Origin of the sequence: Streptomyces sp. NPDC048484 (genome assembly GCF_040651415.1) — a bacterium.
In the GTDB taxonomy this organism is placed as follows: domain Bacteria; phylum Actinomycetota; class Actinomycetes; order Streptomycetales; family Streptomycetaceae; genus Streptomyces.
On the sequence record NZ_JBEZJY010000015.1, the window covers coordinates 101,262 to 123,300 of the forward strand.

At 69.9% G+C, this 22,039-nt stretch carries 24 protein-coding genes; 3 read left to right on the forward strand and 21 right to left on the reverse strand.

Annotated elements, in window-relative coordinates; genetic code table 11:
• Positions 1 to 27 precede the first annotated feature (27 nt).
• From AB0D14_RS17195 to AB0D14_RS17220, 6 genes are all read right to left on the reverse strand, one after another.
• A complete protein-coding gene (locus tag AB0D14_RS17195) occupies positions 28 to 978 on the reverse strand; it encodes an alpha/beta hydrolase (protein WP_362779528.1) in 951 nt (316 codons plus the stop codon).
• Between the two features lie 302 nt (positions 979 to 1,280).
• A complete protein-coding gene (locus tag AB0D14_RS17200; protein ID WP_362779530.1) occupies positions 1,281 to 2,108 on the reverse strand; it encodes a helix-turn-helix transcriptional regulator in 828 nt (275 codons plus the stop codon).
• A 153-nt stretch (positions 2,109 to 2,261) separates the two neighbouring features.
• Complete coding sequence (locus AB0D14_RS17205; RefSeq protein ID WP_362779533.1) at positions 2,262 to 2,900, reverse strand: isochorismatase family protein; 639 nt, start codon at positions 2,898 to 2,900, stop codon at positions 2,262 to 2,264.
• Complete coding sequence (locus AB0D14_RS17210) at positions 2,897 to 3,109, reverse strand: hypothetical protein (protein ID WP_362779536.1); 213 nt, start codon at positions 3,107 to 3,109, stop codon at positions 2,897 to 2,899. The genes AB0D14_RS17205 and AB0D14_RS17210 overlap by 4 nt, the downstream gene beginning before the upstream one ends.
• 13 nt (positions 3,110 to 3,122) lie before the next feature.
• Entirely contained in the window at positions 3,123 to 4,061 is a 939-nt protein-coding gene (locus AB0D14_RS17215; RefSeq protein ID WP_362779537.1) for an NADP-dependent oxidoreductase, read from the reverse strand.
• A 113-nt stretch (positions 4,062 to 4,174) separates the two neighbouring features.
• Complete coding sequence (locus tag AB0D14_RS17220; RefSeq protein WP_362779540.1) at positions 4,175 to 5,002, reverse strand: helix-turn-helix transcriptional regulator; 828 nt, start codon at positions 5,000 to 5,002, stop codon at positions 4,175 to 4,177.
• A 245-nt stretch (positions 5,003 to 5,247) separates the two neighbouring features.
• Here AB0D14_RS17220 and AB0D14_RS17225 point away from each other — a divergent pair, with 245 nt between their 5' ends.
• On the forward strand, positions 5,248 to 5,859 hold the full coding sequence (locus AB0D14_RS17225; protein ID WP_362779543.1) for an ester cyclase: 612 nt from the start codon (positions 5,248 to 5,250) through the stop codon (positions 5,857 to 5,859).
• A gap of 446 nt (positions 5,860 to 6,305) precedes the next feature.
• Here the strand turns inward: AB0D14_RS17225 and AB0D14_RS17230 are convergent, their stop codons facing one another.
• From AB0D14_RS17230 to AB0D14_RS17250, 5 genes are all read right to left on the reverse strand, one after another.
• Positions 6,306 to 6,485 (reverse strand): hypothetical protein, encoded by a 180-nt coding sequence (locus AB0D14_RS17230; RefSeq protein WP_362779546.1) that lies wholly within the window; start codon positions 6,483 to 6,485, stop codon positions 6,306 to 6,308.
• Between the two features lie 116 nt (positions 6,486 to 6,601).
• Positions 6,602 to 7,261, reverse strand: a complete 660-nt coding sequence (locus tag AB0D14_RS17235; protein WP_362779705.1) for a hypothetical protein — start codon at positions 7,259 to 7,261, stop codon at positions 6,602 to 6,604.
• Positions 7,262 to 7,263: 2 nt separating this feature from the next.
• A complete protein-coding gene (locus AB0D14_RS17240) occupies positions 7,264 to 7,932 on the reverse strand; it encodes a sigma-70 family RNA polymerase sigma factor (protein ID WP_362779549.1) in 669 nt (222 codons plus the stop codon).
• 370 nt (positions 7,933 to 8,302) lie between these two features.
• The gene (locus AB0D14_RS17245; protein WP_362779707.1) at positions 8,303 to 8,839 is read right to left on the reverse strand and encodes a DUF4396 domain-containing protein; all 537 of its coding nucleotides are present in this window, start codon (positions 8,837 to 8,839) and stop codon (positions 8,303 to 8,305) included.
• Positions 8,840 to 9,176: 337 nt separating this feature from the next.
• Positions 9,177 to 9,563, reverse strand: coding sequence for a metalloregulator ArsR/SmtB family transcription factor (locus AB0D14_RS17250; protein WP_362779551.1), 387 nt, complete (start codon positions 9,561 to 9,563; stop codon positions 9,177 to 9,179).
• A gap of 94 nt (positions 9,564 to 9,657) precedes the next feature.
• On the opposite strand from AB0D14_RS17250, the gene AB0D14_RS17255 reads away from it, so the two are divergent.
• Positions 9,658 to 11,652: a heavy metal translocating P-type ATPase gene (locus AB0D14_RS17255; RefSeq protein WP_362779552.1), complete on the forward strand. Its 1,995-nt coding sequence runs from the start codon at positions 9,658 to 9,660 to the stop codon at positions 11,650 to 11,652.
• Between the two features lie 352 nt (positions 11,653 to 12,004).
• On the opposite strand, the gene AB0D14_RS17260 is transcribed toward AB0D14_RS17255, so the two are convergent.
• The 3 genes from AB0D14_RS17260 to AB0D14_RS17270 form a co-directional block, all read right to left on the reverse strand.
• On the reverse strand, positions 12,005 to 13,666 hold the full coding sequence (locus tag AB0D14_RS17260) for an allantoin permease (protein WP_362779554.1): 1,662 nt from the start codon (positions 13,664 to 13,666) through the stop codon (positions 12,005 to 12,007).
• Between the two features lie 143 nt (positions 13,667 to 13,809).
• Positions 13,810 to 14,040 carry an FCD domain-containing protein gene (locus tag AB0D14_RS17265; RefSeq protein ID WP_362779557.1) on the reverse strand — a complete coding sequence of 77 codons (231 nt, stop codon included), beginning with the start codon at positions 14,038 to 14,040 and terminating at the stop codon, positions 13,810 to 13,812.
• A complete protein-coding gene (locus AB0D14_RS17270) occupies positions 14,037 to 14,243 on the reverse strand; it encodes a hypothetical protein (protein WP_362779559.1) in 207 nt (68 codons plus the stop codon). Before AB0D14_RS17270 ends, AB0D14_RS17265 begins: the two co-directional genes overlap by 4 nt.
• 163 nt (positions 14,244 to 14,406) lie before the next feature.
• On the opposite strand from AB0D14_RS17270, the gene AB0D14_RS17275 reads away from it, so the two are divergent.
• Positions 14,407 to 15,048: a superoxide dismutase gene (locus tag AB0D14_RS17275; protein WP_362779561.1), complete on the forward strand. Its 642-nt coding sequence runs from the start codon at positions 14,407 to 14,409 to the stop codon at positions 15,046 to 15,048.
• Between the two features lie 41 nt (positions 15,049 to 15,089).
• Here the strand turns inward: AB0D14_RS17275 and AB0D14_RS17280 are convergent, their stop codons facing one another.
• The 7 genes from AB0D14_RS17280 to AB0D14_RS17310 form a co-directional block, all read right to left on the reverse strand.
• Entirely contained in the window at positions 15,090 to 16,349 is a 1,260-nt protein-coding gene (locus tag AB0D14_RS17280) for a beta-ketoacyl-[acyl-carrier-protein] synthase family protein (RefSeq protein WP_362779563.1), read from the reverse strand.
• A complete protein-coding gene (locus AB0D14_RS17285) occupies positions 16,346 to 16,615 on the reverse strand; it encodes a phosphopantetheine-binding protein (RefSeq protein ID WP_362779566.1) in 270 nt (89 codons plus the stop codon). Before AB0D14_RS17285 ends, AB0D14_RS17280 begins: the two co-directional genes overlap by 4 nt.
• Positions 16,588 to 17,001, reverse strand: a complete 414-nt coding sequence (locus tag AB0D14_RS17290) for a 3-oxoacyl-[acyl-carrier-protein] synthase III C-terminal domain-containing protein (protein WP_362779568.1) — start codon at positions 16,999 to 17,001, stop codon at positions 16,588 to 16,590. The genes AB0D14_RS17285 and AB0D14_RS17290 overlap by 28 nt, the downstream gene beginning before the upstream one ends.
• A gap of 28 nt (positions 17,002 to 17,029) precedes the next feature.
• Positions 17,030 to 17,884: an SDR family NAD(P)-dependent oxidoreductase gene (locus tag AB0D14_RS17295; protein WP_362779571.1), complete on the reverse strand. Its 855-nt coding sequence runs from the start codon at positions 17,882 to 17,884 to the stop codon at positions 17,030 to 17,032.
• Positions 17,881 to 18,984, reverse strand: coding sequence for a ketoacyl-ACP synthase III (locus tag AB0D14_RS17300; RefSeq protein WP_362779574.1), 1,104 nt, complete (start codon positions 18,982 to 18,984; stop codon positions 17,881 to 17,883). The genes AB0D14_RS17295 and AB0D14_RS17300 overlap by 4 nt, the downstream gene beginning before the upstream one ends.
• Before the next feature lie 208 nt (positions 18,985 to 19,192).
• Entirely contained in the window at positions 19,193 to 21,049 is a 1,857-nt protein-coding gene (locus AB0D14_RS17305; protein ID WP_362779577.1) for an acyl-CoA dehydrogenase, read from the reverse strand.
• Complete coding sequence (locus AB0D14_RS17310; protein WP_362779578.1) at positions 21,046 to 21,825, reverse strand: AfsA-related hotdog domain-containing protein; 780 nt, start codon at positions 21,823 to 21,825, stop codon at positions 21,046 to 21,048. The genes AB0D14_RS17305 and AB0D14_RS17310 overlap by 4 nt, the downstream gene beginning before the upstream one ends.
• Positions 21,826 to 22,039 lie beyond the last annotated feature (214 nt).

Below are 22,039 nucleotides of genomic sequence, written 5' to 3' on the forward strand. Positions count from 1 at the left end.
CAGCACTAGGAGGAGCTGGTCACAGCACTAGAGGGAGGCGAGGGCGCGTACGCGGTCGGCGAGGGCGCGGCGGGCGACGTCGATGCCGAAGGCGATGGAGTCGAACTCGTGCGGGACACCGGGGTGGAGATGGAACTCCACGGGTACGCCGGCCCGGCTGAGTTTGAGGGCGTAGGCGAGGTCCTCGTCGCGGAAGGCGTCGAGCTGGCCGACCTCGATGTAGGCGGGAGGCAGACCGGTCGCGTCGTCGAGGCGGGCCGGGGCGGCCGTGGCGGGTACGTCGGGTCCGCCCGCGGCGTCGCCGAGCAGCGCCGGCCACGCGGTGCGGCTGTCGTCGTAGGACCACAGCAGGTAGGGCTCGATGTGCGGGTCGGGCGTGGTGGTGCGGTCGTCGAGCATCGGCATGAGCAGGATCTGCCGGGCGATCGCCGGGCCGCCGCGTTCCCGGGTGAGGATCGACAGCGCCGCGGCCAGTCCGCCTCCGGCGCTGTCGCCCATCACACCGATCCGCGCGGGGTCGACACCCAGCTCGTCCGCGTGCTCGTGCAGCCAGCGCAGGGCGGTGTACGCGTCCTCGACCGGTACGGGGAAGGGGTGCTCGGGGGCCCGGCGGTACTCGACCGACAGCATCGGCACCCCGCTGGCGGAGACGTAGCGGGCAACGGGGCCGTCGAACAGGTCGATGTGGCCGAATATGTAGCCGCCGCCGTGGAAGAACAGCGCGGCGGGACCGCCGGGGGCGCCCGTCCTGGCGTACCAGCGCATGGTGATCTTCGTGCCGTCGTCGGCGGTCGCGTAGTACTCGGTGGTCGTGACGTCGGCCGGGACCGGCTGGGCCGCCGAGGCGGCACCGATGATCGGTTCCCACATGGCGCGGCGCGCGGCGACATCCCCGACCGGCGGAGGGGTGGCACCTGCCATGCTTTCCGCCATGGCGGCGAACACCTGGGCGAACTCGGGGTCGAGACTGAGCGACATGACTGTCCTGCCTTCTTGGTCGGTTGGGTGTGATCTGGTCATTCGTGGAAGCAGCGGGCCCGGAAGCAGCGGTCCCGGAAGCTCCGGGCCCGGCGCGCAAGGGCTCGCCGTTGGACGGTTCGGGAGACCTGTGGACGGTTCGGGAGGCCTGGCCGTCCGGAGTTCCGCGCCGACTCGGCCGCCGGGAGACGCGACCTCAACGTTCGGCCGGTGCAATGTGCTTCAGTTTTGAATCGTCGGGAGGCTGAAGGACACTCCGGTTTCGAAGCGGCATTTCCGGGGTGAGAGGGCGGCGACTGCCGTTAAGGGCCGACAGCGGCCAGGAGCTGCAGTTTGCCCCGGCTCGGGGAGCCGGGTACGGCGGTGAAGACCAGCAGTGTCTGGCACTGCACGGGATCCACCAGCATCTGGGAGTAGAGCTCCAGTTCCCCCAGTTCGGGGTGCAGGTAGCGCTTGAGGTCGTGGTGATGGGTCACGCCCACCTCGTGCGACCGCCAGACCTCCGCGAACTCGGGACTGGCTTCGAGCAGAGCCGCGACGATCTCACCGGCCTTACCCGTGGGGTCCGCCGTGTAGGCGTTCCGGATCTGCGCGGCGAACGCCCTGCCCCGCCGCGGGTGGTCCTCCACCGGATGGAGGCCGCGGACCTGCGGATCGCCGGTGAACCAGCGGTAGACCAGGTAGCGGGACAGGCCCGAGTAGCGGGTGAAGTCGCCGAGCAGCGCGACCGCCGGAGGTGTCTGCAGGAGCGTCTCACCGAAGCGCGACATCAACATCGCCGGCACGTTCAGGAGGCAGCCGACGATCCGCATCATCGCGGGGCCGACGTGATCATCTCGTATGATCCGCTGGGGTGCAGGGATGCCGCCGAGGGTGAAGAGGTGGTCGCGCTCGTTCAGGTTGAGCCGCATCGCCCGGGCGAGCGCAACGAGCATCCGTTCCGACGGGGCCGGACCGCGCTGCTGCTCGATCCGGCTGTAGTAGTCGGCCGACATACCGGCCAGCGCCGCCACCTCCTCGCGCCGCAGCCCGCCGGTGCGGCGCCGCTGCCCGCGAGGAAGCCCGACATCCTCCGGCTGCAACACCTCACGGCGTGCACGGAGAAAATCCCCCAGCAACATACGGTCCATCGTCCGACCTCCCCTGTTCGACAAGCCCATCCTGGCGCGGACGGGAGAGCGGATGAAGGGCCACTTCATCAGGGGACAAGTTGTCCGTGGCTGGGCCGACAGCGGTGCACAGGGACAGCCGGACGGTCCTCATCCGCCCCCGGGCGGCATGCCTCATGCCGAACTCGGCCCAGTCTGCTGGACGGCGGAGAGGTAGGACTGGACACCCATGGCCATGGTCGGCACGTGCTCGCGCATCAGCCGCTGGAAGTGAGGCGCGGTCGCGGAACGGTGGTCCACGGTGAACTCCCCGGCCAGGGAGAACCAGGTGACCGGGGAGGCGCCGGCCTGCACCATGCGCTCGACCGCGGCGGCGTGGGTTTCGGCTGTCAGGCTCGCTGTGGCATCCACGACCAGGTAGACCTCGTAGTCCTCGCGCAGCGCCCCCAGCACGGTCTGCAGGACGCAGCCCTCGGTGGACACGCCCGCGATGGCGAGCTTGCGGCGCCCGGTCTCGCGTACGGCTCGTGCGAAGTCCGGGTCCAGAAAGCCGTTGAAGTTGCCGCCCCGCTCGATCACGGGGTGGTCCCCGATCGTCTCCTTCAGTTGCGGGTAGAGCGGCCCGGACGGCTTGTCGGGCCGGCCGTTGGTCACGACCAGGCCGCTTTCGTACCACAGGGCTGTCTTTGCCAGTCCGACCACGTTGCTGATGTGCTCCGCCGTGTCGTGCGACCGCAGCACGTTGGCGAAACCGACGGCGTGGTCCACCAGGACGATCGTGGTGTTCTCGGGGGTCAGTGGTTCGAGGTTCACGAGGTGCTCCGATGGCTGGCGACGGCACTGATGACCGTCGCGGCATGAGTGGATTCAATGGTGTTGACGACCGGCTGTGCGCCGGGTTGCGCCGGGTTGCGCCGGGTCGGCGAGGCCGGGTCGGCGAGTGCGGAGAACCGGATCAGGAGACGACGGAATCCCAGGGCTGCGTCGCGCGCAGGGAGCACGCTGACGGCAGCACGTTGCAAAGGGTGATGCTGCCTAGGCGAGCGCGGCGGGGGGAAGGACGATGGCCTTTCCGGAGATCGGGCCCGCGGCGGCTTCGGCGTGCAGAGCCGGCAGGTCGGCCAGTGGCACCCGCCGGGCGATGTCGACGCGCAGCTTGCCGGAGTCGACCAGTGCCACCAGCTGCGCCAGCTGGACGGCGTCGCTGTTGACGAAGAGGTCGATGCCACGCACGCCGCGTTCCTCGTCGGACGGAGCGGGCATCCACACCGTCGTGTTCACCACGACACCGCCGTCGCGGACCACACCGGCCAGCGCGGCCAGTTGTGCCGGATCGACCGGCGCGAGGTTGAGTACGACGTCGACCGGCTCAGCCAGTTCGGGAAACCCGTGGCCGAGAACCTCATCGGCGCCGGCCGCCTTGACACGCTCGCTGCTGTGCGGCCCGGCCGTGGCGATCACGTGGGCGCCGGTGTGCCTGGCCAGCTGTACGGCGTAGCCGCCGACCGAGCCGCCCGCGCCGTTGATCAGCACGCGCTGGCCGGCGGTCAGCCCGGCGTGGTCGAAGAGGGCCTGCCAGGCGGTGAGGCCGACCAACGGCAGCCCGCCGGCATCGGCCAGTGGAATGCTCGTGGGCGCCGGCGTCAGGATCCCCGTCGGTGCGAGGACGTATTCCGCGGACGCACCGGCGCCGGTCATCGGCAGGAATCCGACAACCCGGTCACCGACCTCGAAGCCGTCCGCGTCCTCGCCCAGCGCGTCGACCGTGCCGGCGACGTCGATGCCGGGGGTGTGAGGCAGAGCCACCGGGATGGGGCCCTGCATGAAGCCGGCGCGGATGTTGCCGTCGACCGGGTTGAACGATGTCGCAGCCACCCGGATCCGGACCTCTCCGATGCCGGGGACCGGCTGTTCCACCTCCTCGTAGCGCAGGACGTCCGGGGTGCCGTACTCGTGGAAACGTACTGCCTTCATGGCATGCCTCAACTTTCACCATGCGGGAACTGATTCAGATTTGAATCAGTTTGTGGTTGGAGCACGCTTCGACTTCGAAGCAATGCTCAGGGGTGTGGGAGAGCCGAAAACCGCTAAGGGGCGACAGCGGCCAGGAGTTGGAGCTTGTGGTGGCTCGGGGAGCCGGGCGTGGCGGTGAACACCAGCAGCTGCTGGCACTGCTCGGGGTCCATCAACATCTCGGAGTAGAGCTCCAGTTCCCCCAGTTCGGGGTGCAGGTAGCGCTTGAGGTCGTGGTGATGGGTCACGCCCACCTCGTGCAACCGCCAGACCTCCGCGAACTCGGGACTGGCTTCGAGCAGAGCCGCGACGATCTCACCGGCCTTACCCGTGGGGTCCGCCGTGTACGCGTCCCGGATCTCCGCGGTGAACACCCTGCCCCGCAGCGAATGATCCTCGGCGGGGTACAAGCCGCGGACCTGCGGATCGCCGGTGAACCAGCGGTAGACCAGGTACCGGGACAGCCCCGAATACCGGGTGAAGTCGCCAAGCAGTGCGACCGCCGGACGCGTCTGCAGCAACGCCTCACCGAATCGCGACAGCACGATGGCGGGCACGTCCGCGAGGCCGGCGACGATCCGCATCATCGTGGGACCAACATGGTCGTCACGTACGATCCGCCGCGGCGCCGCGATCCCGCCGAGGACGAAGAGATGGTCACGCTCGTTCAGGCTGAGCCGCAACGCCCGGGCCAGCGCGGCAAGCATGCGTTCTGAGGGCGCCGGACCGCGCTGCTGCTCGATCCGGCTGTAGTAGTCGGCCGACATGCCGGCCAGCGCCGCCACCTCCTCGCGCCGCAGCCCGCCGGTGCGGCGCCGCTGCCCGCGAGGAAGCCCGACATCCTCCGGCTGCAACACCTCACGGCGTGCGCGAAGAAAATCAGCCAGCAATGCCCGGTCCATCGTCCGACCTCCCCTGTTCGACACATCCATCCTGGCGCGAACCGGGAATCGGATGAAGGCCGACTTTATCCGCGGACAGATTGTCCCTGGTTCAATCCCTGGCTCAATCCCTGGCTCAAGCTGCAGCCGGATCGCCCGGGCCTGCACATCTACCTGCCGGACGGCATCCTCTTGACGTGCCATACGGTCTCCGTTATATCTTGTAACGAACGAGAATGCTTGTAACTGCATCAGTGGAGGCTGTCATGAACGTCGAGAGCGTCGAGAGCGTCGAAGGACGTACCGCCACCACCTACGTCGGTACGAGGCGCCGCCGGGCCCGGTTGCTCATCCCCGCCGTAATCGCAGCTCTGGCGCTGACGATCCCGGCTGCCGCCGCGAACACGGCTCCGACGGCCGGGATCGCTCGGACAGTCGCAGCCCCGGACCGCCCGGAGACGAAGAACCCGAGGACGATGCTCGACTCGTGGATCCGGCTGTGGAACGGAGATTTCGAGCAGGCGCCGGGCGTCATCTCACGCGACTTCCGGGTCCACGCCGCGCTCCTCGACGGCGGAGACGGCAGCTCCGTCCGAGGCGTTGACGGCTTGGTGGGCATGATCCGCCAGATACGTGCGCCATTCCCGGACCTGCGCTTCGCCGTGGAAGTCGGCCCGTTGATCGACGGCCGCTACGCATCCCTTCGCTGGACAGCCACCGGTACCTACGCGGGCGGATTCCCCGGCGCCAAGGCCGAACCCGGAACCGTGATCACGTTCACCGGAAACGACACGCTCCGTATGAAGAACGGCAAGTTCGTGGAGTACTGGCTCAACGCCGACACGCTGCGACTGCTCACCCAACTCAAGGCGCTGTGAGCCACAGGCCCCACCCCCCCCGCCCGCCGTCACCCAGTCCGCAGGCCGTACCGGCACGGGAGGGGACCGACTCGTGCCGGGATCTGCTCGGTTGCACGGGCCGCGCCGGCTGGTGTACCTCAGCAGCGGCTCGCACTTCGGCGGACACGCCCGGCTCGACGGGGCCGACTGGCAGGGCGGGAGCCCGGGCTCGTACGCCGACAGCAAGCTGTACGTCACGGCGCCGGCCGCCGCGGTGGCCCGTCTGCGCCCCTGGGGTGCTGGGCAACGCGGTGGACCCGGAGCGGGTGCCGACCAGGATGGGCGGGCCGGGCGCACCGGACGACCTGGAGCCCGGGTACCGGACTCAGGAGTGGCTCGCCTCCAGCGACGATCCCGAGGCGCTGGTCACCGGCCGTCCCTCTTCGCCGCCCAGGGACGGCTGTTCAGTCGGCCGGGCCGTCGGTTCACAGGCGGTTCTGCACCCAGAAGGTGGCGAGGCTGACCGCGCCGGTGCCCAGGCCGTAGCAGACGCCGCGCAGCAGGAGACCTACGGCGGCTCGCCGCCGCGGGCGGGTCCACCGCACGAGACGGTGAAGGATCTCGGGGACCTTGCGCGCGGGCTGGACCTCGGGGCTATCGTGCATGGCAGATGTTCCTTTCATCGGGTGCATCGTTGCGAGGAGCCCTTTTCGACCGTGGCCTGGGAACCAAGAGGTCGGAGCGGGGCTCCTTTGCTTTGCGTGCTTTGCGCCTGCGGAGGTCAGCGGTTGGTGAAGTCGTGGAGCAGGTCGGCCAGGCGCCGGTCGGGACGGGCGACGATGATGCAGGAGCCCGTGCCGAGCATGGCCAGCCGGTGGACTTCCATCTCCAGCCCTCCGGTCGGGCCGCTGGCCGCGGAGCCGTTCTTGCGGACATAGTGCGCCACCACTTCCAGGCAGGACAGGAAGTGTTCGTCGGGCGCTTCGGAGTCGAGGACGGTGTGGGTGACCTCGTGGAGCCAGTGCTGGGCCTCCCGGCGCTCGCCCAGCGCCAGATGGTGCAGGTGCAGGCAGTACGCGGCCGCCCGGTGCCCGGCTCCGGCGGCCAACTGCCACCAGAACTGGGCGCTTTCCGGGTGGTCGGTCAGGTAGAGCAGGCACGCGAAGACGAGGGAGCCGTCGACGTCGAGGTGGTCCTCGGGAGTACGCCTGGGGTCCTGTGCGAGGCGATCGACGTGGTCGGCGGCATCGGGCGTGTTCAGGACCCAGCGGCAGACCACGGACAGGTGCCGGCCGGCCTGCGCCGCCCGGGCGATGTCCGGGGCCGGGGCTGCCTGCGCGGCGTCCGCGGCGAGGCGGCGCAGCGCGGCCCCGACGTCGAATCCGTCCGACGGGGCGGTCGGCAGGCGGGCATCGGCCAGAAGTTCGTCGATGGTGGTCACGGTCACGACCCGCTCTTGGTCTTGCGCTTGCCGGGTGCGGCCGGCAGCTTCAGCTGAACCCGGATCCGTTCCTTGCCCTTGCGGCCGTGATAGTCGACGGTCCGGGCGTCCAGGCCCATGTAGCGGGCGATCTGCGTGGTCTTGTAGCCCAGCAGGTGGCGCAGGACGACGACGGTGAACTGCCGGGCCGGCAGTTCGAGGATCGCCTCGTACAGTCCGCCGGTGCTGCTGGTGAGTTCCAGCTGGTTCCTGACGGCATGCAGGTTCTTGGCTATCGGCGCGTTGATGACGAACGCCGGGGGCCGGCCGTCGTGCCGCAGCCGGTCGTAGACGCACCGGTGCAGCACGGCCAGGGTCTGCTGCTCGAGGTCACCTTCCTGCAGCAGCGGCTGCCAGCCGCCGAGGATCTCCAGGAACACCTCGTGGACCACCTGTTCGGCCACCCGGCGGCTGCCGAGGTGGATCTCCGCGAAGCCGTGGAAGAACTCCTGGTGCCCCAGGTAGAAGGCCTCATAGTCCAGGGGCAGGTCCGGCGGTTCATGGACGGGCTCGTCCTGTCCGCCGCCCTGGGGCGATACGTCTATGTCGACGTCGCCATCGCTCACTTGGGCCTCCGGTGCTGCGATCACCGGGCCCTCGGCGTTGAGGCCGGTGATGTCGGGTGCGGACAACTGGCCCGCACGAGGCCCGTGTTGGGCCCTCAGCACCACCCTGTCGATTTCCGGGACCCCACACTCATGCGACCCCTTGAAAAAATCACTCAGTGATCACAGAGAGGCAACGGAACGTGAGTGCGATATGGGCTCACTTGCTCCCTTCGCCTCCGCGATCAGGCACGATGCACGACTGCGGCAGCCCCAGGAGACGCACAGCGGCCGTGCAGTGGCGTATGTCACACAGGGGTCGTTCGGCGGCGATGCTCATGGGTGAGCGGCCCGGAGTTCGCCGCCCTGCCGCCTCGGCGTCCTGGTGCCTCCCGGGGGCGAACGTGCCCGGCCACACCTTTGCGGTGCGGCCGGGTGTACGGATCGTCAGGCGAGGTCAGTGGTAGGCGTGGACGACGGCGTGGCCCTTGCCGCGGCCGATCATCCACTTGTTGACCGGGGTCGTGAGCAGGAACGCGATGACGAAGCCGCCGAGCAGCGACGTCCAGAACAGCACCTCGTCGAGGTGGGCGTCCATCGCTCCGGGAACCAGGGCGATGATGCCGTTGTCGACGAGCTCCATCACCGCGATGGACACGGTGTCGGCGGCGAGCGCGACCTTGAGGGCGGTTTTGAGGTCCAGGCCGGCCTTGCGTATCGCGAACAGGGTGAAGGAGTAGCCGAAGACGAACGCCAGGACGATCGCCAGGATCATGGTCGCCGCGTTGCCCCACATCAGGGCGGTGCCGACGGCCATGCCGAGGATCTCGCCGATGGCACACCCTGTGAGGCAGTGCAGCGTAGCCCTGGCTGCGGCACCCCAGGTCACCGTGCCCGTCCGGTGGTCACCGTGGCCCTGGTCCGCGGTGTGGTCCTGGTCTTCGGCGTGGTCGTGCGTGTCGCTGTGGTGTGGGCTGTGATCCATGGCCATCATCTCCGTCTCGTCCGGTGCGACCCCGATCCCGTGGGCTTCCATCTCGGGAACCTTATACCCCCCAGGGGTATTTCCGCATGATGGTGGGTGCTCGGAATTGTGATCGGGGGCGGTGTGTGCGCGTACGCCGGACGCCGCGCACACCGCCCCCGCCGGGTGGGTCGGTTCTTGCCGAGGAGGCCGTTCATCTTGGCGAGCAGCCCTCATCGGCGTGCTGGGCTGCCGCCGTGGTCGTCACCGTGGCGTGTGCGCCGGCACCCGGCGTGGTGTACGGGAGCGGCCGCCGAGCGCAGCCGGGCCGGCCCGGGCGGAGGTGCCGGGAGCGTGGGTGCAGCCGTCACGGACCGGTGGCAGGTGCCGCTCGGTCGAGGGGCGCGTCCCGCAGGCCGAGCCGCAGGTGCTCCACGTGGAAGAGGGCCTGGTCGAGGAGTTCGGCGACGTGGTGGTCGTGGAGGGCGTAGACGATGGAGCGGCCCCGGCGCTCTCCGGTGACCAGGCCGAGGTTGCGCAGCAGACGTAGCTGGTGGGAGCAGGCGGAGGCTTCCATGCCGACGGCCTCCGCGAGGTCGCCGACCGCGCAGGGACCTTCTTGGAGGCGGGCCAGGATGTACAGCCGCGAGGGGGTCGCCAGGGCCTGGAGGGTGGCGGCGACGTCGGTGGCCCCCGCCGCGTCCAGGCGCTCGCGGGGGGTGGCGTGGTGCTTGTCGTCGGCTCCGTGACCCATGCGGTCCATCCTACCGGCAATACATGAAGACCTGTTCAGATGTTCCTGTACGGTGGATGTGTCGCCGTCCTCCGCCCTGAAGGGTTGTTCCGTCATGCCTGCTGACCTGATGCAGCGGTCCGAACAAGCGGCTCCGGCCGCCCCGGGTGCGGCGCCGAAGCGCCGGACGCGGGTGTTCGCCCTGGACGAGGCGCGCTGGGCCGCCGCGGCGCTGGTGCTGTTCCTGATCGCGCTGCCGCTCCAGCTGACCGGCGCACCTGCCTGGTCGTGGGGCCCTCTCTACGCCGCCGCCTACGTCACCGGCGGGTGGGAGCCGGCCTGGGCCGGGCTGACGGCACTGCGGGACAAGACCCTCGATGTGGACCTGCTGATGATCGTGGCCGCGATCGGTGCGGCCTCGATCGGGCAGGTGATGGACGGCGCGCTGCTGATCGTCATCTTCGCCACCTCCGGCGCGCTGGAGGCCCTGGCCACCGCCCGTACCCAGGACGCGGTCCGCGGTCTGCTCGACCTCGCACCGACCGTCGCCACCCGTCTGACCGATGACGGGGGCGAGTCGGCGGTCCCCGCTGAGGACCTGGTGGTCGGGGACACCATCCTGGTCCGCCCCGGCGAGCGGGTCGGCGCGGACGGCCGCGTCCTCACCGGGGTCAGCGAGGTGGACCAGGCCACCATCACCGGGGAGCCGCTGCCGGTCGCGAAGGAGACCGGGGACGAGGTCTTCGCCGGTACCCTCAACGGCACCGGAGCCCTGCGGGTCGAGGTCGAGCGGGACGCCTCGGACTCGGTGATCGCCCGGATCGTGGCCATGGTCGAGGAGGCCTCCGGGACCAAGGCGCCCACCCAGCTGTTCATCGAGAAGGTCGAGCAGCGGTACAGCCTGGGCATGGTCTTCGCGACCCTGGCGGTTTTCCTGATCCCGCTCGCGTTCGGCGCGGACCTGACCGCCTCGCTGCTGCGGGCGATGACCTTCATGATCGTGGCCTCGCCGTGCGCGGTGGTCCTGGCGACGATGCCGCCGCTGTTGTCGGCGATCGCCAACGCCGGACGCCACGGCGTCCTGGTGAAGTCCGCCGTGGTGATGGAGCGTCTCGGGCAGGTCGACGCGGTCGCACTGGACAAGACGGGCACCCTGACCGAGGGCACCCCCCGCGTCACCGACGTCCGCCCGCTGTCCGGGTCCGGGCTGAGCGAGGACGCCCTGCTGGTGCTGGCGGCCGCCGCCGAGCATCCCAGCGAACACCCCCTGGCCCGCGCCGTCGTCGGCGCCGCCCGCACCCGCGCCCTGACGGTCGCCGGTGTGCGGGACTTCACCTCCACTCCCGGCGTCGGGGTCACCGCCACCGTCGACGGCCACACGGTCGCGGTCGGCGCACCCGCCCGCCTCCTCGACCCGAACGACAGCGCCGGCTCGGCCCGCGCCGCCGAGATCGCGGCCGGCCTGGAGGACGGCGGCCGCACGGCCGTCCTGGTGCTGCGCGACGGCTCCCCGGTCGGGGTGCTGGGCGTCGCCGACCGGCTGCGTCCCGACGCCGCGGCGACCGTCGCCGCCCTGACCAGGCTGACCGGCAGCACCCCGATGTTGATGACGGGCGACAACCCGCGCGCCGCCACCCGCCTGGCCGCCGAGGTCGGCATCACCGGCGACGAGGTCCACGCCGGTCTATTGCCCCAGGACAAGGTCGAAGCCGTACGGCGCCTGGAGGCCCGAGGGCGCAAGGTGCTGGTCATCGGAGACGGCGTCAACGACGCCCCCGCCCTGGCCGCCGCCCACACCGGCATCGCCATGGGCCGCGCCGGCTCCGACCTCGCCCTGGAGACCGCCGACGCCGTCATCGTCCGCGACGAACTCGCCACCGTCCCCAAGGTCATCGCCCTCTCGCGGGCGGCCCGCCGCCTGGTGGTGCAGAACCTGGTCATCGCCGCGGTGTTCATCTCCGGCCTGGTCGTCTGGGACCTGGTGGGCCACCTGCCGTTGCCGCTCGGTGTGCTCGGCCACGAGGGCTCGACCGTCGTCGTCGGCCTCAACGGGCTGCGTCTGCTGCGCGACGCCGCCTGGAACCGCGCGGCGGAGGGCGACGTGCGGTGAGAGCCGCCGCAGCAACCTCGACAGCGCCGACCTGCCGGTGGAACTCCCCGCGGAGCGCGACCAGATCGGCACCCGCTGCCTCCCGGAGTTCACCGAACTGCGCTCCGAGGCCGGCCGCTCGGTACGCCTCGGCCTCATCGCGGACCCGCAGACGCAAGCAGGAAGTGCTCTGACCACGCAAAGCGGGGAGTGTCTGACCAATGGTCGGCCCAACTGGTCCGAACCGGCCGCGTCGAGCGGCTTGAGAAGCCCCCTGGACCCACCGCGGGAAGTGCGTGTCGACCAGCGGGCGGCGAGAGGACGCCACGGTCTCCTCACCGCCCGGGTCTCCTCGCCGCCCGGTCGGCAGCGGTCAGGCCATCGACGGTTGGGCAGGCAGCACGTGATCGCCGACCTTGTCCGTGCTCAGGCACAGCGAGCAGACCATCGCGTCGTGGGTCCGGCAGGCGGCCAGGTCGGGGCGCTCGTAGGGCTGGTGGCAGACATGGCAGTCGTACGTCGTCGCGCTCGGGTTGCCCTCCGTGTCGAGGAGCGGCTCGTCGATGCCGTCGTCCGTGCGGCGCAGGTAGTACTTGCCCTTGGTGACGACGGCCATCAGCGGAGTGAGGACGAAGGCGATGACGGCCGCGGCGACGGGGGAGTACGGCTGGAGGGTGTCGCCGAGGGCGTGGAAGTACATGGCGATGGACAGGCCGGAGGCGGCGACGAAGGCCACGACGCCCACCGGGTTGACCGCGTAGAGCATGCCGCGGCGGAACTCGGGCTGGAGCGGGGACAGCTTCAGCAGGTACTTGTTGACGCCGATGTCGGTGGCGACGGTGACGATCCAGGCGATCGCGCAGTTCGAGTAGAAGCCGAGGATGTCGTTGAGGAAGCTGAACATGTCGGCTTCCATCAGGGCCAGCGCGAAGCCCAGGTTGACCAGGACGAAGACCATGCGGCCGGGGTAGTGCCGGGTGACGCGGGTGAAGGAGTTCGTCCACGCGAGCGAACCGGAGTACGCGTTGGTCACGTTGATCTTGATCTGGCTGATCACGACGAGGGCGACGGCCAGCGGGAGGACGAGCCAGGACGGCATCATTGCGTCGAAGGCGCTGCGGAACTGCTGGATCGGCTCCGGCGCGGCTTCCGGTCCGACCTTGGCCAGGATGTACACGGCGAGGAAGACGCCGATGGCCTGCTTGAGCGCGCCGAGCACCACCCAGCCGGGGCCGGCCATGATGACCGCGGTCCACCAACTGCGCTTGTTGGCCTCGGTCTTGGGTGGCATGAAGCGCAGGTAGTCGATCTGCTCACCGATCTGCGCGATGAGGGAGAGGCACACGCCGGCCCCGAGCAGCACGGAGGCGGTGTTGATGCCGCCCTCGCCGTCGGTGCCCGCGTAGGAGAGGAAGCGGTCGACCGTGCCCGGGTCGGTCGATATCAGGTAGACCAGCGGGGCGACCATCAGCACGAGCCAGACCGGAGTGGTCCACACCTGGAGCTTGCTGAGCGCCTTCATGCCGTAGATGACCAGGGGGATGACCATCAGCGTGGAGACGGCGTAGCCGAGCCAGAGCGGAAGCCCGAGGCCGAGCTTGAGGCCCTGGGCCATGATCGAGCCCTCCAGGGCGAAGAAGATGAAGGTGAAGCTGGCGAAGATGACGCTGGTGAGCACCGAGCCGTAGTAGCCGAAGCCGGAACCGCGGGTGATCAGGTCCAGGTCGATGTTGTACCGGGCGCCGTAGTAGGCGAGCGGGAAGCCGGTGACGAAGATGACGACGGCGGCCACGGCGATCGCCACGAGCGCGTTGCCGGTGCCGTGCGCCAGGCCGATGCCGGCGCCGATGGAGAAGTCGGCCATGTAGGCGATACCGCCGAGCGCGGTGGTCGCCACGACCATCGGGGTCCAGCGGCGGTAACTGCGGGGCGCGAAGCGGAGGGTGTAGTCCTCCAGGGTTTCCTTGGTCGCCTGGCTCGTCGGGGAGTTCGCTTCCGTGAGTGTCAGACGTGACTCGGACTCGGTGGCGCTCATGGTCAGCCCTCCGGGGATGTGGGGGAGCGGGGGTGCAGGGGTGCTGAGGTGCTGAGTGCGGGGATGGTGAGCGGTGGAGCGCCCCCGGGTGGCGGCGCCGGCAGCCGGGGAGTCGAGGGGCCGGGGGTGGGGTCCCCGGGATCTCAGAGGCGGTCGGCGTGCAGGGCCATCTGCGTCATGGCGCGTCGGGCGCGTTCCAGGAGCACGGCCATCGAGCCGCCGACGTGGGCGTGCAGGGCGCGGTAGGCGTCGTCGAGGCGGCCGTCGCGGGCCAGTTCCATGATCTCGATGTGCTCGGTGATGGTCGTCTCGACCCGGTCCCGGGCGAGGAAGTCGTACATCCGCACGCGGCGGACGCGCTCACCGGCCGTCACGAGAGCGTCGGTGAGAGCCGGGTTGCCGGAAGCGCGGGAGAGCTCGGCGTGGAACTTCGTTCGCGCGGGCCGAACTCACCGTCGAGCACGGATGCACGCAGCTTGGCATGGACCGTCTCCCGCAGGGAGGGCCCAGGGGGCGACTCCGGTGCGGTGGCTGTGTCCGGCTGTGTGTACAGCTGCGTATACAGCTTCGAATCCATGGGCGGACACGTTAGAAACCGCTTGTTTCCCGGAAGCCCCTCGCGTTGTGAACGGCTCGTTTCGAAAGTCCTGGGACCAATGCCTGATCGACCAGTACCCTCGTCTTGCTGTTAGCGTGCAACTGCATACTAGTTGCAATAACCAGGCCGAAGGATGTTGGACATGGCGGTTTACACGCTCCCGGAGCTTCCGTACGACTACGCGGCGCTCGAACCGGTCATCAACCCCCAGATCGTCGAGCTGCACCACGACAAGCACCACGCGGCGTACGTGAAGGGGGCGAACGACACGCTGGAGCAGCTCGCGGAGGCGCGGGACAAGGAGTCGTGGGGCTCGGTCAACGGGCTGGAGAAGAACCTGGCCTTCCACCTCTCCGGGCACATCCTGCACTCGATCTACTGGCACAACATGACGGGCGACGGCGGCGGCGAGCCGCTGGAGAAGGACGGAGTGGGCGAGCTCGCGGACGCGATCGCCGAGTCCTTCGGGTCGTTCGCGGGTTTCAAGACCCAGCTGACCAAGGCCTCCGCGACGACCCAGGGTTCCGGCTGGGGTGTCCTCGCGTACGAGCCGCTCAGCGGCCGGCTGATCGTCGAGCAGGTCTACGACCACCAGGGCAACGTCGGCCAGGGCTCCACCCCGATCCTGGTCTTCGACGCCTGGGAGCACGCCTTCTACCTCCAGTACAAGAACCAGAAGGTCGACTTCATCGACGCCATGTGGGCCGTCGTCAACTGGCAGGACGTGGCCCGGCGCTACGCCGCCGCCAAGGAGCGCGGCGACAGCCTGCTGCTCGCGCCGTGACGGCGTAGGCGCTTACAGATGTCCTGCTCGTGATCGTCTTCTCAACCTTCACCCGCGGCGGGAGCGGCGCGCCGGAACGCGAGCGTCGTGTTCTGTCCTCCGAATCCGCAGGAGTTGCTCAACGCGAGGTCGATCCGGTGGGATCGGGGTTCCCCGTGCACCAGGTCCACGGGGGGTGCGTCGGGCTCGAACCGGTGGAAATTCGCCGTGGGCGGCGCGAGTTGGTGCTCCACGGTCAGAGCTGTGAGCGCGGCTTCGATGGCTCCGGCCGCGCCCATGGCGTGTCCGATGACGCCTTTGGCCGATGTGATCGAAGGCGAAGCGGTACCGAACATCCGGTGCAGCGTGGCGGCTTCGGACCGGTCGTTGAGGGGCGTGCTCGTTCCGTGTGCGTTGATGTGATCGACCTCGTCGGGGGAGGCGTCGGCCGTGCGGAGCGCCTCGCGCAGCGAGAGCTGGAGACCGTGCCCCTCGGGGTCGGGTGCCACGGGCTGGTGGGCGTCACCCGACGCACCGTATCCGGCGAGCCGGGCATGGGTCGGCGCGTGCCGGTCGGCCGCGTCGGCGTACCGCTCCAGTACGAGTACGCCCGCGCCCTCGGCCAGGACGAAGCCGTCACGGTCTCTGTCGAAGGGGCGGGACGCGGAGGGGGCGTCCTGGCGGGTGGACAGTGCTCCCATCTTGGCGAACGCGGTGGCGCACAAGGGCGTGATCATGGCATCGGATCCGCCGGCGACGGCGATGTCGCACAAGCCACCGTGCAGGAGCAGGGCCGCTGTCATCAGGGCCGTGGCGCCCGAGGCGCATGCCGTGGCCGTGTGCAGCACGGGGCCCCTCGCCCGCAGGGCGATCGCCAGTTGCCCCGCGCCCATGTTGGGCAGGAAGGCGGGCAGGAGGAGCGGTGAGACGTTGCGGGGGCCGGTGTCGAGGAACTTGCGATGCTGCTTCTCGTAGGTCTCGACGCCGCCCGCCGCTGAGCCGAGCACGACGGCGACTCTGCTCTCGTTCCAGGTGCCCGGGTCCAACCGGGCGTCGTCGACGGCCTCCTGGGCGGCGGTGAGCGCGAACTGGGTGAACCGGTCGTGCCGCCAGGGCTGGGCGCCCGGTACACGCAGCCGCGGGTCGAAGCCGGGAACCCGGCAGGAGAGCTGGACGGGCAGTTCGGACAGGGCGGGGTCGGCCGACGCGGTCGGCCGACCGGAGCAGACACGGGCCCAGGTCTCCTTGGTGCCGATGCCTGCCGGGGTGACCAGGCCGATTCCGGTGATGGCGATGTCCGTCCCCCGGAGTTGTCCCGTCACTTCGGGTCCCCGGCCGCCGGAGACGCCCCGGCGGCTGAGATCTGATCGTCCACGTCCTTGGCGAAGTCCTTCAGGGGGAGTGCGGCAGGGCCCTCCTCCTCGTCCAAGTGGACGGCGAAGTCTTCCTGCAGGGTCACATAGAGCTCGACAACGGCCAGTGAGTCCAGCTCCAGGTCGATGAGGGAGACCTCGGGCCGTATGCGCTCGGCATCGACCTCGAACTTGGTGGTGAGCACGTTCACGATGTGGTCGTAGACAGCTTGCACTGCTTGCTCCTGTAGGTGAGAGAGGTGTCAGTGGTGTGGGGCTCGGGAGCGAGAACGCGCGGAGTCGCGCGAGGCCAGCGCAGCGCGACCGATCCCCAGGTGAGTCCGCCGCCGAAGGCCGTCAGCAGGCTGCGGGTGCCGGGACGGGCGCCGGGGCGGGCGGCCGCCCCGGCCAGGGCGCCCCGGCCCGCGGCGACCGCCAGGTCTCCGGTGCTTGTCCCGGAGTCGGCCTGGCGGCGGCGGGCGATGCCCGTTCGGGTGCGGATCCAGTTGTCGGACGTGTCCAGGGCCCCGCGGCTCGCGACTTCCTCGTTGGACACGATGCGAGGGGGCAGACAGGCACCCATGCCGCTGATCACGGCGGTGGAACCGTGGATGTCGGTCATGTCGGTTCCTTGTCTGTCGCGCCGGCCGTCATGCGTCGACGAAGGGGGAGGGCGGCTTGGGTGTCCCCGCGAGGCCGCCGTCGGGCACCGAGGCCCCGCCGTCGATGAGCAGCGCCTGGCCCGTGAGGAAGGAGGACGCGGACGAGACGAGGAAGAGCACCGCGCTCGCGATCTCGTGCGGCTCGGCCCACCGGCCCATGGGAACGTGGGCGGTGAGCCAGTCGGACAGCGGCTGATTCGCATAGGCGAAGGACGTCATGTCGGTACGGGTCCAACCGGGGCACACGGCGTTGACCCGAATCCCCTCCGACGCCCAGCCGACCCCGAGGCTGCGGACCAGAGAGATCTGGGCGGCCTTGGTCGCGGCGTATGCCTCCATCCGAGGGGTGCCGGCCACCCCGGCGAGCGAGGACATCAGCACCATGCCCGCGCGAGGGGACGAAGCCAGGTGCCGGTGGGCGCTGCGGCACACAGCCGCGGTGGCGTTGAGATTGAGTGACACCACTCGGTCCCAGTCCTCCTGCGCGGAGCCCTGCAGCGGCACCATGGTGGGGCTGCCGTCCGGCTGGCAGGGCAGGATGCCGGCGTTGTGGACCACGATGTCGAGGCCTCCGAGAGCTGAGGCCGCCTCGTCCACCACGGACTCCGCCGCGCCTGGCGTGGCGAGGTCGGCGGGTACGGGCGCGGCAACGCGCCCCTGCCCCTGGACCAGTTCGACGGACTCCTCGAGTGCGGAGGAGGACCGGGCGGACAGGGCGACATCGGCACCCGCCTGGGCGAGGCATACCGCGACGGCCTGACCGATGCCCCGGGACGCCCCGGTCACCAGGGCACGTGCCCCGTCGACGCGGAACGAGTCGAGGATGTTCGCTGAGCAATTCACGTGGAACTCCCTTGTCGTGCTGGTGCACGCGGTGCGGTCGGAGGCCGGGTGGCCAGGGAATCGGTGGCGGGAGCGATGCGGATGAAGGGAGCACCGGTCCAGGTCAGAAGTCCGCTGCCCCAGGTGACGCCCGCCCCGAAGGCGGCGATGAGCACCCGGCTGCCAGGGGAGAGCAGACCGCGGGCGGCGGCACCGGCCAGCGCGTACGGGACGCTCGCCGCCCCGATGTTGCCCACCTCGTCCCCGACGATGACCAGGCGCTCGGACGGGATGCCGATGTCCTCGGCGATGCCGCGCAGCAGGATCGGATTGGGCTGATGGGTGATGAACGCGTCGATGTCGTCGAGCCCCAGCCCGTTGCGGGCCAGACTTTCGTAGACGACCTTGGGGAAGATCTCGGTGATGAAGTCGCGCACGGCTCGCCCGTCCATGCGGATCTGGTGCTGGTGGTTGTCGAGCGTGGAAGCGCTGGCGGGTACACGACTGCCGCCGGCCGGGATGAGAACGTGGTGGGCGCCGGATCCGTCGGATCCGAGCCGGAAGTCGTCGAAGCCGCCGTCGCCCGTGACGGGACCCAGCACCGCCGCGGCCGCGCCGTCGGCGAAGAGCACAGCCGTGCCACGGTCGGTCGGGTCGATGAACTTGGAGTACGCCTCGACACCGACCACCGCGGCATAGCGGGTGGAATGGTCGCCGCGCAGCCAGTCGTGGGCGACGCGGGTGGCGAACAACCAGCCCGAGCAGGCCGCACTGACATCGAGGGCCACGGCGTTGTGCGCACCGGTGAGGGCCTGGACCCGGCAGGCGGTCGACGGCCCGAGCTCATCGGGTGTGGAGGTGGCCAGCACCAGGACGCTCAGCTGGTCGATGTCGATACCGGCGGCGGCGACGGCGGCCCGGACGGCGGCCGCGGCCATGTCCGAGGCCGCTTCGCCCTCGGCCGCCACATGCCGGGTGTGGACGCCGGTGCGTTCGGTGATCCAGTCGGGGGCGACGCCGGCGGCGGGGGCGACGTCGTGATTGGTCCGCCGCGAGTGGGGAAGGTAGGTGCCCATTCCCAGCACTCCGACGCGACGCGAGGTCGCGAGGTGATGGCTCATATCGGCCTTTCTGTGGGCTCGTCGGGGAGATGGTCGTGGTGCTGGGTGATCGGTTGCGCCATCTCACCTGGGGCGCCCGATGTGCATGGACGTGCATGGATGTGCATGGATGTGCACCGACTGGCCGGCGGAAGCCGATCGGGTCGATCGCCGAAAAGCCGGGCGGGTTTTCAAGGTCTTCGGTGGCCTTCTAGTGCCTGTCGCGGCACTAGCGCGTGCGCCCGGCCAGCGCGGTGATGAAGTCCGCATCGGCCATCGGTGACTGGAGCCGGGCAGGTGGCAGCGCGAACCCGTCCAGCAGGACCTCGACGTGGGGGATGACGGCATCCAGCGCCTGCTCCCGCTCCGCGTGAACACGGGCGGCGTCCGAACGGGACAACGTGCCGTTCTCAAGGTGCCAGGCCAGGGTCTGTTCGAGCAGATCCAACCCGTAGAGGCGCTGGAAGGCCCGAAGTGCCGTTGCCTGTGGCCCCGGGTGGGCCGCGCCCGTCTCGAACGCGTCCAGCAGCAGCCGACGCTGGTGGGCATCCGCGAGATCGAGGACCCGCGACAGCAGCGGGTTCCAGATGTCCAGGGGCGACATCTCCTCGACGGACGCGGAGTTCAGCCGCTCCCGGAGGCCGCTCAGGAGGGTGTGCTCCTGGGTGGCGGCCAGAGCCCTGACATCCTCCGCCGAGATCGGGTGGGCCGTGATGCCCCCACCGCTCGGCGGCGTGTAGTCGGCGTCCTCGACCAGTTGCTTGCCTGTGTCGAGCCGGATCAGGAGGTTGTCCCCGGCTGCGGCTTGATACACCTGCGCCAGTCCTTCGTACTCCAGCAGCCGGTTCACGCTGAGGAGTCCCTGAGCACCGGAACGCTCCCGGCACACTCCCGCCGCGCGTTCCAGCACACGGGTGGCAGCCGCTTTCGCAAGGGCCTGTTCTCTGCTCACCGCGGCCCACGGTGCCCACACCGGTCGCCCGGACTGCACCTGGCTTCGGCTTCCGCGACGCTCCTCCACGTACCGTGACTTCACCCCGGCCGCCAGCAGGCTGGCGGCGCAGACCTCGGCGAGCACCGTGTAGAGGGCCTCTTGCTGCGTGCGGAAACGCAGCACGGGCAGTCCCGGGCCGAGCCGCCCCATGGTGAGGCGCTGCCCGCTGTAGCGCAGGCCGATGGTCACAGCGGCGCGGGCCGCGGCGGTGAGTGCTGCCGCCGCGCCGGTGGATGCGTTGGAGGAGCCGGCCAGGGACCGCATCAGGCGCAGGTCCGGATCGCCCAGCGGGTCGGTGAACTCCCCGTCGGCCGTGATCTCGGCGGTGTCGCGGAGCCACCCGTCGTAGGGCACACGGGTTCCTTCGAAGGAGACCAGAGCGTAGTTGAGGGGGACAGCCGTGGTCTCGGGCAGTTCGGCGATGCGCACACCCGCGGTGACCGTCGCGCCGTCGCGGATGCGTACGGCGAAGGGGAAGACGCCGCAGTGCCGGCCGCCGTGGACGAGTTTCGCGTAGACGATGGCCGTGTGGGCGCGCTCCGAACCGGCCACGTGCGACATGAACTTGGCGGCACCGGGGTCGGGGGTGGTGAGCGAGAACGTCCGGTCCGCCGGATCGAACCGGGCTTCGGTGCGCGTGGCGAGATGACTGTTGCCCCGGCCCACCTCTGTGATCATGATGGAGCCGAATGCCTCGTGCCGGTCGATCTCGTCGATGAGCTCGCTCAAGTACGGTCCGGGATGGCCGAGTTCACGCATCGCCGGGACGCAGACCGTGTACTGCACGGTGGCGGCGAGGAAGACCGGAGGATCGACGACGGCGGACCATTCCAGCGAGGCCAGCATCCGAACAGGGTCCTGGTACACGGCGATCGCCCCGCCTCCCAGGAGACCCAGCGCCTGGAGCCTGCGGTACGTACGTGCATGGCGCGCGGGTCCGGTGGGTGGGGCCGACTGTGTGAACGCCGGAGTGTCCAGCAGGGTGTCCAGGGCGGCAAGGCCGTCGAAGGAGTCTCCGTGGAACAGCTGTTGCAGCGGTGTGGCGCTCTCGGTCGGGAGGGTGCGGCCCTCGCTGGGGCGGGTGGCGCTCATGAGGCGATGGCGGTGCGGGAGATGGCGCTCTTGGCCTGGCCGTCCTCCACGGCGAAGACGAGATCGGACTGGAAGGCGCGCAGGTCGATCCGCACCGTGCTGCAGTCCTTGCCCGCTTGCTGTATCCGGACCTCGGCGCGCAACGGTGTCTTGCCCGGCTCGTCGGGGGCCGTCTGGGTGAGCACGCCGGTCAGCCGGGTGGGCAGCGGGAAGACGAATCGGCGGAAGTCGAAGGAACAGGCGTGCATGACGGCGTAATACGGCGGCAGGCCGTCGGGCGCGGGATAGAGCTCCGACACGGCCCAGGTGACGGCCTGGATGGCCGCCTCGATGAGTAACATCCCCGGCACGTGCTGCTGCTCCGCGGTGTGGTCGCGCAGCATCTCGGTGTCGTTGACGACCGCGAGCCAGGCGGAGAAGCGGCCCTCCTCGGCCTGAGCGTCGCCGATCACCACGTTGTCCCGGCTGTGCTTGAGCACACGGTGCCGGGGCACGGCGCGCGGGGGCCGGCCTTCGGGCAGTACGCGGCAGCCGTACTCCTCCACCAGCTCGGAGGTGAGGTCGTGCCATTCCGTCTCGTCGACCCCAAGGCCGGGACAGATCCGCAGCGTGGTGCCCTCGGCGGGGGGCTCGGCGCGAAGGGAGGCCCGCAGCTGGGTGGCTGTGATGACGTCCGGCTGCGTCGCGGCCTGCAGGAACGACTCTCCCACGACCCAGCGGACGCCCGGACTTGAAGGCGCCCTGCCTGCCGAGCCGTTCATGGAAGAAGGGGGCATCGTGTCTCCTCGTCTGCGGGGCGTTCGTCTCCGGTGATCCGAATCCGCCACCGGGAACCCCGTTGCGGGACCACGGTGCGGCTCTTCCGTACGACTGCCACCGCCGATGCCTCCGAAGCTGGGGGAGGCGTCCGGTCTTGTTGAATATGTTGAACCGATCAATTGTCGTGATCGGGCCGGTTGCGGCTGTGGTGCGTGCGGTGATGACGACATC

Excerpts from the sequence above, each read along its gene's own strand:
- AB0D14_RS17290 (WP_362779568.1), bottom strand. The coding sequence starts at position 17,001 with ATGACCGACATCCACGGTTCCACCGCCGTGATCAGCGGCATGGGTGCC.
- AB0D14_RS17255 (WP_362779552.1), top strand. The coding sequence starts at position 9,658 with ATGCCTGCTGACCTGATGCAGCGGTCCGAACAAGCGGCTCCGGCCGCC.
- AB0D14_RS17230 (WP_362779546.1), bottom strand. The coding sequence starts at position 6,485 with ATGCACGATAGCCCCGAGGTCCAGCCCGCGCGCAAGGTCCCCGAGATC.
- AB0D14_RS17250 (WP_362779551.1), bottom strand. The coding sequence starts at position 9,563 with ATGGGTCACGGAGCCGACGACAAGCACCACGCCACCCCCCGCGAGCGC.
- AB0D14_RS17270 (WP_362779559.1), bottom strand. The coding sequence starts at position 14,243 with ATGGATTCGAAGCTGTATACGCAGCTGTACACACAGCCGGACACAGCC.
- AB0D14_RS17225 (WP_362779543.1), top strand. The coding sequence starts at position 5,248 with ATGAACGTCGAGAGCGTCGAGAGCGTCGAAGGACGTACCGCCACCACC.
- AB0D14_RS17215 (WP_362779537.1), bottom strand. The coding sequence starts at position 4,061 with ATGAAGGCAGTACGTTTCCACGAGTACGGCACCCCGGACGTCCTGCGC.
- AB0D14_RS17220 (WP_362779540.1), bottom strand. The coding sequence starts at position 5,002 with ATGGACCGGGCATTGCTGGCTGATTTTCTTCGCGCACGCCGTGAGGTG.
- AB0D14_RS17305 (WP_362779577.1), bottom strand. The coding sequence starts at position 21,049 with ATGAGCGCCACCCGCCCCAGCGAGGGCCGCACCCTCCCGACCGAGAGC.
- AB0D14_RS17245 (WP_362779707.1), bottom strand. The coding sequence starts at position 8,839 with ATGATGGCCATGGATCACAGCCCACACCACAGCGACACGCACGACCAC.
- AB0D14_RS17200 (WP_362779530.1), bottom strand. The coding sequence starts at position 2,108 with ATGGACCGTATGTTGCTGGGGGATTTTCTCCGTGCACGCCGTGAGGTG.
- AB0D14_RS17275 (WP_362779561.1), top strand. The coding sequence starts at position 14,407 with ATGGCGGTTTACACGCTCCCGGAGCTTCCGTACGACTACGCGGCGCTC.
- AB0D14_RS17195 (WP_362779528.1), bottom strand. The coding sequence starts at position 978 with ATGTCGCTCAGTCTCGACCCCGAGTTCGCCCAGGTGTTCGCCGCCATG.
- AB0D14_RS17310 (WP_362779578.1), bottom strand. The coding sequence starts at position 21,825 with ATGCCCCCTTCTTCCATGAACGGCTCGGCAGGCAGGGCGCCTTCAAGT.
- AB0D14_RS17260 (WP_362779554.1), bottom strand. The coding sequence starts at position 13,666 with ATGAGCGCCACCGAGTCCGAGTCACGTCTGACACTCACGGAAGCGAAC.
- AB0D14_RS17300 (WP_362779574.1), bottom strand. The coding sequence starts at position 18,984 with ATGAGCCATCACCTCGCGACCTCGCGTCGCGTCGGAGTGCTGGGAATG.